This window comes from Streptosporangium sp. NPDC048047, assembly GCF_040653115.1.
Lineage (GTDB): Bacteria > Actinomycetota > Actinomycetes > Streptosporangiales > Streptosporangiaceae > Streptosporangium.
Window position 1 is genome coordinate 144612 of sequence record NZ_JBEZNH010000007.1, and the last position, 12496, is coordinate 157107.

Below are 12496 nucleotides of genomic sequence, written 5' to 3' on the forward strand. Positions count from 1 at the left end.
CCTCCCGTACGGCGAGCGCGGCGGCCAGGCAGGGACCGGGGGCGGAGACCGGTCCGCTCACCCGCCGGGAACGCGTCCGGGAGAGGGGAGGGACCGGTCCGCCGGAGGCCCCGCCTTCAGGAAGCCCTTCAGGAGGCCGGGGTGCTTCGGGCGGCCGGCTCAGGAGCCCTCGGGGCAGCGGGCGTCCATCGGGCGGGGAGCGTCGTTCGGTGTGGGGACGGCCAGTACGCGCGCCCTGCCCTCGGCGCTCATGACGCCGTCGTGGACGTACCAGTCGCCCGGGGTCGAGGTCTTCTCGCCCCGCTCGGCGCCGTAGTGGGTGAACTCCGGCTCCACGCCGCGTGCCCGCAGCATCGCCCGCACCTCGTCGACGCTCCTGTTGACGTAGTCCACGCAGTGAAGCGGCTCGCCGGGCATGTCGATGCCGGGCGGCATCGTGTAGGTCTCGCCGGGACGGGCGTTCCGGCCGAGGAAGATCTCGCCTTTCTCCCTGAACCCCACCGGCACCCTCAGACCGATCGAACAGCCCGCGAACCGGACGCAGTCCCCCGGGGCGTCGATGGTCTTGATGGCGTCCTGCTCGGGGATGACCCGCCCCTGCCGTATCCCCTCGTGCCCCCCGTTGAGCACGACCATCTGGCCGACCAGGCTCGGAGACGTCGGTACGAGCATGAGCGTGATGTCCAGTCCGCGGGCCTTGAGCTCGCGCTCGTACATCCCCGGGTCGGCGTAGAGGTCCTTGACCGTGATGACGTAGTGGTCGCCCTCCTGCTTGATATCGAGGGTGGCGGAGGCCGGGGCGGTGCCGAACAGGCCGGGAAGCGCCCAGCTCAGCATCGTCACGGCCGCGGCGATCCCGGTCACGAGCGGCATGGCGGACCGCCGGGGGAGCCGTGAGGGGCCGCGGGGGGCGGTGACGCGCCGGCGGTGTCCGCCCGTGGAGAGGCGACGGCGGAGCCCTCCGGCGGCGGGGACCGGCATGGCGGTGATCTCGTCCAGCAGTTCCCTGGCGCCGGGGGTCATGCCGGGCCCGGGGTCGGGGGCGATCCCGGCGACGAGACGGTCGATGTCGGGCATCAGATCCTCCCTCTCACCAGCGCGACCGCGCGCGAGCCGTACCTGGTCACGTCGAATCCGGCCGCGTGCAGCTCCCTGGCGAGCCGTCTGCGGGCCCGGTGCAGCCGCAGCCGCACCGCGCCGTGCGAGCATCCCAGCACCTTCGCGATCTCCTCACCGCTCAGGCCCTCCCAGCTGGCAAGGGCGAGCAGCTCCCGGTCCTCGGGGCGCAGGCGCATGAACGCCTGGCGTACGCCGACCGCGTCGTCCTCCACGAGGTCCTCGGCCCAGACGGTCAGCTCGGCGCGGAGCCGTACGGCCAGCGCGGACCGCCGGGTCTCCTCGCGTCGCCGGTTGGCCAGGACCCGCCGGGCCACCCCGTACAGCCAGAGCTTCGCGTCGTGACCGTCGGGGATGTCGCGCATCCGCCGCCAGGCCGTGGTGAACGTCTCGGCGAGCGCGTCGGCGGCGTCGTCGGGGGAGCCGGTACGGCGCCGCACGTAGGCGAGCAGGTCGGGATAGTGCGCCTCGTAGATCTCCTCGAAGCGTCCCTTCGGGTCAGGGGGGCCCACGCTGTCGCCTTTCGCCGGGTACTCGTCACCCTGCACCTGTCCGGGTGCGGCGCGGTGTTACGCCTCCACCGATATTTCCGGAAAAGCGGTACTCCGGGGGTCAGGCGGAGCGGCCGGACAGGGGGCGACCGAACAGGAGCTGACCGGACGGGAGGCGGCTGAACAGGAGGCGGCCGGACGGGGGTGGCCGGACGGGAGCTGATCGGACGGGAGGCGGCTGAACAGGAGTTGGCCGGACGGGGGGTGGAGCGGCGGAACGGTGGCTGGCGAAGATTTGGGACCGAGCCGGGCTTGGCGGAGACCGCTTTTCGGTACGAACCCTCTACTCAGCGTGATGCTTCAAGGGTGCGAGGAGGACTTCCGATGGAGATGCCCATCGTGAACCGATGTCAGGCCGAGAACTGCGCGTACAACAGGGACCAGGGATGCCACGCGCTGGCGATCACCGTGGGCGACCGGCGGCACGCGCGGTGCGACACCTTCTTCACCGACTCGGTCAAGGGCGGCGATCCGGCCGGCACCGGCCGCGTCGGCGCGTGCAAGATGGCCGACTGCCGGCACAACGAGCAGTTCGAGTGCCAGGCACCGGGCATCGCCGTCGGGGCGGGACAGGGCGGGGCCGACTGCCTCACCTACGACCCCGTCTACCAGACCGCCTGACCGCCCCGCCTGCCAGACCGCCCGCCTGCCTGACCGCCCGCCTGCCAGACCGCCTGGCCGCCTGGCCGCTTGGCCGCGCGGCCCGTCGTCCGGTCCCGGGGCCCGTCATGCGGCCCCGAAGGTGATCGAGGGGCCGGTCACGAGGCCGGGGCCGGAGGCGGGCCGATGACGTCCACCAGTGCCCGCAGCCCTTCGACCACCTCCGGCCCGGTCGGCGACTTCTCCGGGTCGATCAGCCACTGCACCATGACGCCGGAGAGCAGCGCCATCTGCACCGAGCCGAGCGTGCGCGTCGCCGCGTCGGTGATCTTCTCCTCCGGGACCCCCGACAGCAGCGCGGTCAGCCCGCGCCGCCCCTCCTGCTGGCTTCCCGACAGGTGACGCCGCAGCTCGGGGGAGTGCTCCGCCTGCAGGGCCGCCTCGATGCTGGCCAGCCACAGCCTCCGGCCGGCGGTGAACGACTCGATGATCCGCGTCCACATGGCCTCGTAGTTCTCCGTCGAGGAGGAGCCCGCGTCGCCGTAGGCGGCGAGCGTGCGCCCGGTCTCGGTGCCCCACTCGTCGATCGCCTCGATGAGCGCCGCGATGAGCAGCGCGTCCCGGGAGCCGAAGTGGTAGCCGATGGCCGCCATGCTGACCCCTCCGGCGGCGGCCGAGATGTCGCGGACGGTGGTCCGCGCCCACCCCTTCTCCTCCAGGCAGCGCCGGGCGCCGGCGATCAGATCCTCGCGATTTCCCATGCCGGGATGGTACTGGCCTCCGCTCCACCTGGCGGTCCGTTGTTGCGCAAATGCCTTAGGCATATGCATTGCGCAAATGCGCAAAACGGCGTAGCGTTCCGGTCACACGCCACCGGGGCGTGACCGCGACACCGCGACACCGTGAGACCGCGAGACCGCGAGAGGGCCAGCCATGAACCAGACCACCGCCCAGCCGGCCGCCCAGACCACAGCCCAGCCGACAGCTCAGCCGACCGCCCCTGTCCGGGCCGGGTTCCGCATCGACGGGCGGCGCCTGTCCTACGTCGACTTCGGTGGCCCCGGCCGTCCCCTCATCGCCCTGCACGGCCACATGTCCGAGGGGGCGAGCTTCGCCGAGGTGGCCGCCGCGCTGGCCCCGGAGTGGCGGGTCATCGCCCCCGACCAGCGCGGGCACGGCGAGTCGGACCGGGCGTCCGACTACTCGCGCGAGGGGTACGTCGCCGACGTCGTCGCCCTGCTCGACCACCTCGGCCTCGACCGCGCCGTGCTCCTGGGCCACTCACTGGGCGGCATCAACGCCTACCAGCTCGCCGCCCGCCACCCCGAGCGGGTCTCCGCGTTCGTCAACGTCGACGCGCCGGTACGGCTCGGCCTGGACGGCGGCCCCGACCCGCTGGCCTTCGTGCTCTCCCTGCCGTACGAGGCGCCCACCCGCGAGACGATGATCGAGGGGATGGGCCACTTCGCGCCGTTCTTCGCCGACGCCCTGCGGGAGAACCCCGACGGAAGCTGGCGCCTGCCGTTCCACCCCGAGGACATCCACGCGTCCGAGCAGGCCAACCGCGGTGACCACTGGGCCGACTGGACGGCGAGCACCTGCCCGGCCCTGGTGATCCGCGCCACCCGGGGCGGCGTCATCTCCGCCGGGGACGCGCGTGCCATGGTCGAGCGGCGGCCCGGCACCCGCCTCGTGGAGCTGGAGACCGACCACTTCGTCTACGCGGCCGACCCCGGGGGCGTCGCCTCCGCCGTCGCGGAGTTCCTGCGTTCAGCCGCCCTGATCGGCTGAGGGGGCGGGCGTGCCGCAGGTGAAGCCCTCGTCGTGGTCGGGCTCCAGCTCGATCCCCCGGAGTACGGTCTCGTCCATCGGGCGGCGGAAGGTCTCCCGCCGGGCGCAGTCGTAGAACGCGTAGGTGCCCTCGTGCTCACCGAGCAGCAGCAGGGGCGTCCCGCCGTACAGGGGGGTCCCCTTGCCGGGGGCGGCGGCGACCACCCACTGGTCCTGGAAGCCGGCCAGGCTCAGCACGATGCTCCCCCGCCCCGTGGCGGCGAGCGCCTCCGCGTCCGACTCCAGCTGTCCGATCAGCGCGAAGCCGAGCCCGATGCCGGTGAACGCGGCCATCACCACCCGCATCCCGGCCCGGCCCGCCGGGCGGCGTCGCAGCAGCCGGAACGGCACCAGGAAGGAGACGGCCCCGATGACGGCGGCGACCAGCACGACCGAGGCGAGCCCGGCGCCCTCGTCGAGGTCCAGGTAGCCGAGGAAACCCCAGTACGTCGCGCCGCACCACACCGCGCCCAGGGCCGCCGCCGCCCACGGCCGCGCCCGTACGGCGCGGGCCAGCCTGGCCGCGTGCCCCAGGGTGGCCCTGTTCATCAGCCAGCAGAGGGCCACCAGCGCACCCAGGACCAGCGAGCCTCCCAGGATCAGCAGGATCAGCGATCCCACCAGGCGACCGAACATGGTCGCCTGGTCGATGCCCGCCTGCTCGGGGCTGATGTTGAAGATCCCGTACATCTGCTGGACGCCGAGGTACAGCAGGGCGTAGAGCGCGATGCCCACCGGGAGCACCACCGAGCCGATCCGTTCCAGCAGGTCCATGGCACTGCCCTGGCCGGTGGCATCCCTATCGGTCATTTCGCGATTTATCCCGTGTTGGCGTGCGCTGTCCGGGACAGCGTGCCACACCGGGACCCGCGCGGGCATCGGGAGTCCCACGCGGTGCCCGCGCTCATGGGCGCCGCGCCCGGCGGCCGGCCGCCTCGGGCCCGTCACGCGTCACGGGCCGGGCGGGGCGGACGGGACCCTCACTCGCCGCGGGCCTCCGCGAGCGCCGTCTCGAAGGCGTCCATCTCGCGCCGGACGCGGTCCAGCCCGGCCGACGGCAGCCACGCCATCGCCCGGCCGACCCCGGCCTCCTCCATCGCCTGGAGCACGTCGGGGTCGGCGGGCGCCGACATCATGACGACCTCGACGCTCTTCCCGGCGTCGCCCGCCCGCCGGAACAGCTCCTTCACCCGGTCCAGGATCCCTGGGGAGTAGTTCGGCAGCCAGGCGTCGCCGTACGAGAGCACCCGGTCGAGGACCTTGGGGCCGGTGCCGCCCACCAGGATCGGCGGGCAGGGGCGCTGCGCGGGCTTGGGCCACGACCAGATCGGGCCGAAGGAGACGAACTCTCCGTCGTAGGAGGCCGCGTCGTGCGTCCAGATCTCCCGCATCGCCCGCACGTAGTCCTTCATCACCGCGAAGCGCCGCGCCGGGTCCACCCCGTGGTTGCGGATCTCCGGGTCGTTCCACCCCGCCCCGATCCCGAACTCGAAGCGCCCGCCGGTGAGGTCGTCCACACTCGCCACCGTCTTGGCCAGGCCGATCGGGTCGTGCTGCGGCACCAGGCAGATCCCGGTGCCCACGCGCAGCCGCGTGGTGGCGAGCCCGGCCGCCGTGCACGCCACGAACGGGTCGTAGGTGTGCCAGTACTTGCGGGGCAGCTCGCCGCCCTCGGGCCGTTCCGGCAGTTTCTCCCCCGCGGGGATGTGGGTGTGCTCGCTGAAGAACAGCGCCTGGTGGCCGCGCTCCTCGACCAGCCTGGCGATCACGTCGGGGCCGACCGCGTCGTGTGTGGCGAAGTACCCGAAACCAGAGTCCATCGTCCCAACGTAACCCGCCGCGTTCCCAGCCCCCGGAAGGCGCCCGGCCATCTTTTCCCCAGGTCTCCGGCCCGTTCCCCGGCGGGGCGCGGACCCGGGAGCCGGCCCGGTGACCGGAGGACGCCGGGCTTTCATTCCTCGCGGAATACGATTAACCCCGAAATAAGGTGAAATGTCCAATTCACTTCTTATTTATATACCTCTTCCTGGCTTTGCCGAAGTATAAGTGCTTTGCGGTTTCTTTTGGTATTCGACGGTGGGCATTCTTAGGACGTCGGTAACTCATGAGGACGAATCTGTCCTCCTGAAATCGGAGGATCGCATGGAAATCAAGACCGCCGCGTCGCTCGCCGCGGCAGCTCTCGGCGCAGTCGTTTTCGCCGGTGCCTACGCCGTCCCGGCACAGGCCACGTCCATGGCCCCGGTCGCCGGGAACACGGGCCTCACCGTGGCCGCCGGCCACGGCCACGGCGACGACGACGAGTTCTTCCTGGCGTTGGCCCTGCAGGACTTCTTCGACGACGGCCACCACGCTCGCCAGGACGACGGCGACGAGGACGACGACTGAGACCGTCTCCGCGCGTGACCAAGCGCGGAGAGGGACGGACCCGTTTCCCACTCCCGGGCGGACGGCAGGGCCCGGTGCCGGGTGAGGCGGAGTATCCACGGCACCACACCTGAACGAGACATAGGCGAACCGGGAACGTCCCGGCTGCGCGCCCGATTCCACCACGGAACGGGCGCGCAGCCCTTTTCTCTGAGAATACCGATGAGCGACCGGACTCCGGTTGAGCTGAGAAGCCGATGGTGCCGGATCGGCCGTTCCGGCCGGAGTCTCTCCTGAGCGGGCCGTACGGGATCGGGCCGGTGCCGCCGGAGCGGTGGGCCGGGGGTGGCGGCGGGGCGGATCAGTCGGAGCGGACCTGCAGGCCCAGGGCGATGGCGAGCGTGACGGCCTGCCGTACGTCGATGACCGCGTCCTTCAGCGTGACGACGAGGGGATCGACGGCTGACAGGTCGCTTCCCCGCAGGTCGGCGCGGGTGAGGTCGGCGCTGTGCAGCGAGGCGCCCGACAGATCGGTGTCCCGGAGCGTCGCGCCCTCGCAGCGCGCCTTGGTGAGATCGGCCTCGCGCAGCCGTACGTCCCGGAAGGTCACCCCGCGCAGGTCGGCCCCGGGGAGCCCGGCGAACGACCAGTCGCCGCCCTCGACCTTCAGGAGGTTGAAGGAGCAGTCGCCGAACACGCTGCCCACCAGCTTGCAGCCGGTGAAGGTCGCGTCGAAGAACACGCATTTCCCGAAGACGCAGTTGGTGAACGCGCTGTCGGAGTGGACGGAGGCGTTGAACCGCACGTCGCGGAAGACGCACTCGTGGAACGTCGCGCCCCGGCTCGTCGCCTCGGTCATGTCCACGTCGACGAAGGCGACCCGTTCGTATCGCCGGCCCGAGAGGTCCTCGCTGTCCCAGTCCTCCGACCGGATGGTCGAGTGGGTCTCGGGCGCGGGCACGCCGTACTTGCGGTCGGCCATCACGTGCGGGTCCTTCGCTCGCGGGGACGGGCGCCGGACCGCGCCCGCGCCGGTCCGGGACGGCGCCGGCCCTCGCGACGGTATCGACCCGGTCCGACAATCCGGCTCGGAGCGGCGCCCGTACCCGGATGCGGAGTCCGCGTCCCGGTGCGGCACGGAGCGCCTGTCCCCGCGCGGAGTCCGGCGCGACCGTGAAATTCTCCGGGGCACCCCGTAACAACGGGCGGGCCCGGACCACTTCCCGGTGTCAGAAGAACATCCGGGACGGAAGGGGCCGGGCGTTGACGGATGATTCACGCAGGTTCACCGGCATGTACGACGAGTGCCGGCAGCGCGTGTGGGCCTACGTGGTCAGCCGCGCCGGGCGGCAGGTGGCGGACGAGGTGGTGAGCGAGACCTTCGCGATCGCCTGGCGGCGGCTGGAGGACGTGCCGGAACCGGCTCTGCCGTGGCTCCTCGGAGTGGCCCGCAACGTGCTGCGCGACACCGTGCGGGCCGAGGCGCGGCGGGAGGCGTTCGGCGCCGAGTTGCGGTCCTGGACCGCGGCGACGGGGGACGGCGTACGGCGGGCCGACGTCGCCGACGAGGTGGCCGAGCGCCTCGGCGTGCTGGCCGCGCTGGCGGAGCTGCCCGAGGACGACCGGGAGGTCCTGGTCCTGGTCGCCTGGCAGGGGCTCTCCCCGCGTGACGCGGCCCGCGTCGTCGGCTGCTCCCAGGCGACCTTCCGCGTACGGCTGCACCGCGCGCGCAAACGGCTCGGGCGGGCCCTGGAGAACCCGGCGAGCCCGCGTCCCCGGATGAGGAACCTCAGCGAGGAGTTGTCATGAACGATCCCATCGACAGACTGCGAGCCGCCCGACCCGCGCACCTGGGGGACGACAGCCCGGTCGACGAGCGCGCCCGGACGGCGGAGCTCACACGCGCCATGGCGCAGCCCAGGGACGCGCGACAGGTGCGGCGGACGCGGGGGAGGCGGACGATCACGAGGCCGGCATGGGGGCTCGGCCTCGCCGGAGTCGTCGCCGCGGTGACCGCGGTGGCCGTCACGGTCACCGGCACCGGCGGTACGGCGCCGCCGCCGTCCGCCGCGCGGACCGGGCAGGCCGCGTCGTCCCCGGACTCCTCCCGGTCCTCGCCGGGGGACGGGCAGGTCCGGCTCTCCGCGCGGACCGTGCTGCTGGCCGCCGCCCACCGGGCCGCCCGCCGGCCGGACGGGACGGGTGCCTGGTGGCACACGGTGTCGGTGCGCCGGACCCTGTTCCGGGCCGAGGGCGCGGACTACACCGTCGCGGACCGGCAGCGGACCGAGAGCTGGACCCCGTCCGCCACCGGCCCGGAGCAGCGACAGCACAGCAGCTCGCAGTCGCTCGGCGCGCGTCCCGCGACCCCCGGGGACGAAGCGGCGTGGCGCGAGGCCGGCTCCCCGGCCGAGATCCCGGTCGTGGTGCCCGGCAAGAAGGGGGCGAAGCTGTCGCTGCCCACCGAACCCGGGACCGTCCAGAAGGGTCCGGGCAGCGCCCTGCCCGACGGGGACAAGGTGTTCTGGCTGGGCCGCAACGTCAGCGTGCGGGACCTGCGCGCCCTGCCGTCCGAGCCGGACGCCCTCAGGGCGTGGCTGCTGCGCTCCTACAAGGGGCACGGCACGGAGTCGTCGAGCACCCCGATGTCGCGGGACGCCTGGCTGTTCACCGTGACGACGGGACTGATCGCCGACATGCCGGTCACCCCCGAGGTGCGCGGCGCGGCGTTCCGGATGCTCGCCGGCCTTGCGTCCATCGAGGTCGCCCGGGACGTCGTCGACACCGAGGGCCGCGCCGGCACCGCGGTCACGATCGACGAGCCGGAGGCGTCGGCCATGGGCAAGGCCGCGGCCGGGGACGACGGAATCCTGCGCACCCGCCTGGTCTTCGATGAGCGGACCGGGCAGGCGCTGGCCACCGAGAGGGTCGTGGTACGGCCGGGCGGCCTCCAGGCCGGGACGGATCCGGGCACGGTGTGGAACTCCGACGTCGTGCTGGAGTCCGGCTGGACCGACGACGGCCCCGCCTCCTGACGGTCCGGTGGCCCGGTGGCCCGGTGGGCGAGTCGGTTCGCCCACCGGGCCACCGGTACGGGACACCGCCGCGGGGCTCAGTGCGAGGACCCGTCCTCGTCCCGCCAGAACTGATCGGTGTAGGCGGTGTCGCAGTCGGCCTGGACCGGGTGGGCGCCGTCCTCGTCCCCCCGCACGACCAGGCACTGCTGGCTGGCGAGGTTCCTCAGCTGGAAGTAGCCGTTCCTGGCGAAGACGACCTCCCATATCTGGTCGTCGTAGTCGCCGCAGGCGGACTGCAGGGCGGGGGTGTTCTCCGGGCCGCGCACGAGCAGGCATTTGCCGCTGTTGGCATTCACCAGCCGATATCTCTTGTATCTGGAATCGGCGTCCTCAAGCATGAAACGCCACTTCTGGTCGGGATAATCGGCGCAGGAGGACTGTGCGGCCTTCGCGCCGTCGGCGTCCCCGCGCACGAGCAGGCACTTGCCGCTGTTGGCGTTCCTGACGTTGCGGCCGGACGCCTGGCCGTAATCCTGTCCCTGCCCCTCCCCCTGTCCCCGCCACTCCCGGCCCTGCTCCCGGCTCTGGCTCCTGCTCCGGACCCCGTCCTGCTCCGCCCAGGCGACCTGGGACCAGGCCGCGGCCGTCACGCCCGCCGCGAGCAGGGCGAGACCCGTTCTCCCCGCCTTCGCGGCCATTGTTCGCGGTATTCGCATCGAATGTCCCCCGATGAAATCGTGTTTCACCACTCCCCGCTTTCCCGCGCACCATAGCAACGCCCTGTCCGGGCCTCAAGGAATGGATCGGGCGCGAAAAGGGAAACGAATCACCGGGACGGCGGGAGCCGCGGTGCGGGAACACCGCCCGCGCGGGCGGTCCCCGGAAGCGGAGAAGCGGAAACCGACGGTCCGATGAGGCAGGGTTGGCCGTATGAGCATCGACCTCTCCGCGGTCTCGTCCTTCATGGCCACCCACGCCCGCCTCCTGGACCGCCGCCGGTTCGGGCTGCGGCTGGGTGAGTACGTCCCCGCCGACGGGCGGGTGCGCGTCGAGGGCGGCACCGAGGAGGAGACGTTGCGCCCGCTCGACTTCGCCCCGCTCCCGGACCGCCCGGCGCGGGCGCTGTTCACGCAGGAGGTGATCGACGCCGACCTCGACCGCCTGGCCGGCCTGCAGCGGGACGACGGCGGGTGGACCGTCGACTACGCCACGATCTCGCCCGCGGGCGCCCTCGACTGGCGCGGGTACACCACCGTGCAGGCCATGGACGTCCTCCGCCGCAACGGCCGCCTCTGAGCCTCCACCGGCGGAGCCCCCGCCCAAGGGTCTTCGCCGATGGAACCCCCGTCCGGAACCTTCGCCGGAGAGCCCCTATCGGAGAACCTCCGCCGAACCAGGAAGAACCTCCGTCAATGCGGAAAGAACCTTTCCGGTATGGGACCTAGGCTCACGGAGCCCCACCGCGCCGGACCAGGCGCGGTGGGCCTCCACGAGGCCGATCTCAAAGGAGCCCCCGTCCCATGACCGCCGTGCCCGTCGTCTCCCGGCGTACCCTCAACCGAACGCTGCTGAGCCGGCAGTTCCTGGCCGGCCGCACCACCCGGTCCGCGCTGGAGGTGGTGCGGCACCTGGTGGCGCTGCAGGGTCAGGAGCCCAACTGGCCCTATGTCGGGCTCTGGACGCGGATGGACCCCTTCACCCACGGTGACCTGGAGTCGCTGCTGCACGAGCGCGCCGTCGTGCGCTCCGCCGGGCTGCGCCGTACGCAGCACCTGGTCGCCGCGGACGACTTCCGCTGGCTGCGCCCGCTGATCCAGCCCTTCGTCGAACGCGCCGCGCGTGGACCCTACTACGCCCCCTCGGTCGCCGGGCTGGACACGGCGGAACTCGTCGAGACGGGCCGGGAGCTGCTGGGAGACCGGGTCGTCCCGCGCCGAAGACTGGCCGGGCTGCTCGCCGAACGCTACCCGGGCCGCGACGGCATGATGCTGACCCGGAACCTGGAGCTTCGGGTGCCGCTGGTGACCTCCCCGCGGGCCGGAGCCTGGGGAGGGTGGGGCACCCGTCCCTCGATCGAGGTCGCCCTCGCCGAGGCGTGGATCGGCGAGCCGGTCGAGACGGCGCCGTCCGTCGAGGCGATGGTCCTCCGCTACCTGGCCGCCTTCGGGCCCGCCGGCGTCATGGACGCCCAGGCGTGGTCCGGGATCACCCGGTTGCGCGAGGTGGTCGACCGTCTCCGCCCGGAGCTCCGCGTCCTCCGCGACGAGCAGGGCAGGGAGCTGTTCGACCTCCCCGGCGCGCCGCTCGCCGCCGACGACGCGCCCGCTCCGGTACGGTTCCTGCCCGCCTACGACAACGTCCTGCTCGGGCACGCCGACCGCACCCGGATCATCAGCGACGAGGACCGCGCCCGGGTCATGCCAGGACGGGCACTGGTGCTGCCGGCCTTCCTCGTCGACGGCTTCGTGCGCGGGATCTGGGAGCTGCGCGGCACGACACTCGTCGTCTCCCCGTTCCGGCCCCTGACGGCGGACGAGACCGAGTCCGTGGCGGGGGAGGCCGAACGGCTCCACGCGTTCGTCGTCCCCGGCGCCCCCGCCCCGGACGTCGCCTTCGCCTGACCGGCCTGCGATCGGTCAGCCATGGGCCGCGGGGCCGGTCAGAGGTCGGCCGGATCAGGCGGGGCCGGCTCCGGATATCTCGTACCGGAGCACCTCGGCGTCGCGGATCATGGTCGTCTGCTCGTCGCTCGGCCCGGAGGTACGGAAAGCGGCGAGAGCCTCCGCGGACTCCCACCGCTCGTAGACGTTGATCCGCCCGGAGTCGGCCAGGTCGGCGCCGAGCGTGAAGTCGAGGCAACCGGCGGAGGCGCGCGCCTGCTCGACCGCGTCGACGCAGGTCCGCAGGTACGCCTCCCGGGCTTGCGGATCGACGGCGATCCACCCGGCAATAATGATCATTCCGTCATCGTAGGACGCGCCACCGACAGGATCGGTGCGGTCCTCGCTCCGGAAG

At 72.5% G+C, this 12496-nt stretch carries 15 protein-coding genes; 7 read left to right on the forward strand and 8 right to left on the reverse strand.

Translation table 11 applies throughout. From position 1 onward, the window contains the following. Nucleotides 1–159 precede the first annotated feature (159 nt). Entirely contained in the window at nucleotides 160–1077 is a 918-nt protein-coding gene (locus AB0D67_RS08785; RefSeq protein ID WP_362931499.1) for a hypothetical protein, read from the reverse strand. Then, nucleotides 1077–1628 carry an RNA polymerase sigma factor gene (locus tag AB0D67_RS08790; protein ID WP_362931501.1) on the reverse strand — a complete coding sequence of 184 codons (552 nt, stop codon included), beginning with the start codon at nucleotides 1626–1628 and terminating at the stop codon, nucleotides 1077–1079. Before AB0D67_RS08790 ends, AB0D67_RS08785 begins: the two co-directional genes overlap by 1 nt. A 363-nt stretch (nucleotides 1629–1991) precedes the next feature. Between AB0D67_RS08790 and AB0D67_RS08795 the strand changes: the two genes are divergently transcribed. Next, complete coding sequence (locus AB0D67_RS08795) at nucleotides 1992–2288, forward strand: DUF1540 domain-containing protein (protein ID WP_362931503.1); 297 nt, start codon at nucleotides 1992–1994, stop codon at nucleotides 2286–2288. Nucleotides 2289–2425: 137 nt separating this feature from the next. On the opposite strand, the gene AB0D67_RS08800 is transcribed toward AB0D67_RS08795, so the two are convergent. Next, nucleotides 2426–3028, reverse strand: coding sequence for a TetR/AcrR family transcriptional regulator (locus AB0D67_RS08800; RefSeq protein ID WP_362931505.1), 603 nt, complete (start codon nucleotides 3026–3028; stop codon nucleotides 2426–2428). Between the two features lie 172 nt (nucleotides 3029–3200). Between AB0D67_RS08800 and AB0D67_RS08805 the strand changes: the two genes are divergently transcribed. Next, nucleotides 3201–4058 carry an alpha/beta fold hydrolase gene (locus AB0D67_RS08805; RefSeq protein WP_362931506.1) on the forward strand — a complete coding sequence of 286 codons (858 nt, stop codon included), beginning with the start codon at nucleotides 3201–3203 and terminating at the stop codon, nucleotides 4056–4058. Here the strand turns inward: AB0D67_RS08805 and AB0D67_RS08810 are convergent. Together AB0D67_RS08810 and AB0D67_RS08815 are read right to left on the reverse strand one after the other, a co-directional pair. After that, nucleotides 4038–4907, reverse strand: a complete 870-nt coding sequence (locus AB0D67_RS08810; RefSeq protein ID WP_362931508.1) for a hypothetical protein — start codon at nucleotides 4905–4907, stop codon at nucleotides 4038–4040. The two genes, AB0D67_RS08805 and AB0D67_RS08810, sit on opposite strands and share 21 nt — an antisense overlap. Nucleotides 4908–5077: 170 nt before the next feature. Further along, the gene (locus AB0D67_RS08815) at nucleotides 5078–5917 is read right to left on the reverse strand and encodes an LLM class F420-dependent oxidoreductase (protein ID WP_362931510.1); all 840 of its coding nucleotides are present in this window, start codon (nucleotides 5915–5917) and stop codon (nucleotides 5078–5080) included. 322 nt (nucleotides 5918–6239) lie between these two features. On the opposite strand from AB0D67_RS08815, the gene AB0D67_RS08820 reads away from it, so the two are divergent. Then, nucleotides 6240–6485: a hypothetical protein gene (locus AB0D67_RS08820; RefSeq protein WP_362931512.1), complete on the forward strand. Its 246-nt coding sequence runs from the start codon at nucleotides 6240–6242 to the stop codon at nucleotides 6483–6485. Between the two features lie 340 nt (nucleotides 6486–6825). Here AB0D67_RS08820 and AB0D67_RS08825 read toward each other — a convergent pair whose 3' ends face one another. Beyond that, nucleotides 6826–7446 carry a pentapeptide repeat-containing protein gene (locus AB0D67_RS08825; protein WP_362931514.1) on the reverse strand — a complete coding sequence of 207 codons (621 nt, stop codon included), beginning with the start codon at nucleotides 7444–7446 and terminating at the stop codon, nucleotides 6826–6828. Nucleotides 7447–7727: 281 nt separating this feature from the next. Here AB0D67_RS08825 and AB0D67_RS08830 point away from each other — a divergent pair, with 281 nt between their 5' ends. Both AB0D67_RS08830 and AB0D67_RS08835 read left to right on the forward strand, forming a co-directional pair. Beyond that, nucleotides 7728–8273 (forward strand): sigma-70 family RNA polymerase sigma factor, encoded by a 546-nt coding sequence (locus tag AB0D67_RS08830; protein ID WP_362931516.1) that lies wholly within the window; start codon nucleotides 7728–7730, stop codon nucleotides 8271–8273. Then, the gene (locus AB0D67_RS08835) at nucleotides 8270–9499 is read left to right on the forward strand and encodes a CU044_5270 family protein (protein ID WP_362931518.1); all 1230 of its coding nucleotides are present in this window, start codon (nucleotides 8270–8272) and stop codon (nucleotides 9497–9499) included. Before AB0D67_RS08830 ends, AB0D67_RS08835 begins: the two co-directional genes overlap by 4 nt. A gap of 77 nt (nucleotides 9500–9576) precedes the next feature. Here the strand turns inward: AB0D67_RS08835 and AB0D67_RS08840 are convergent, their stop codons facing one another. Continuing rightward, nucleotides 9577–10179, reverse strand: a complete 603-nt coding sequence (locus AB0D67_RS08840) for an RICIN domain-containing protein (RefSeq protein WP_362931520.1) — start codon at nucleotides 10177–10179, stop codon at nucleotides 9577–9579. A 232-nt stretch (nucleotides 10180–10411) separates the two neighbouring features. Here AB0D67_RS08840 and AB0D67_RS08845 point away from each other — a divergent pair, with 232 nt between their 5' ends. Then, nucleotides 10412–10777, forward strand: coding sequence for a hypothetical protein (locus AB0D67_RS08845; RefSeq protein WP_362931522.1), 366 nt, complete (start codon nucleotides 10412–10414; stop codon nucleotides 10775–10777). A gap of 224 nt (nucleotides 10778–11001) precedes the next feature. Then, a complete protein-coding gene (locus tag AB0D67_RS08850) occupies nucleotides 11002–12102 on the forward strand; it encodes a winged helix DNA-binding domain-containing protein (protein ID WP_362931524.1) in 1101 nt (366 codons plus the stop codon). 54 nt (nucleotides 12103–12156) lie between these two features. On the opposite strand, the gene AB0D67_RS08855 is transcribed toward AB0D67_RS08850, so the two are convergent. Continuing rightward, nucleotides 12157–12441 (reverse strand): antibiotic biosynthesis monooxygenase family protein, encoded by a 285-nt coding sequence (locus AB0D67_RS08855; protein ID WP_362931526.1) that lies wholly within the window; start codon nucleotides 12439–12441, stop codon nucleotides 12157–12159. Nucleotides 12442–12496: the final 55 nt, after the last annotated feature.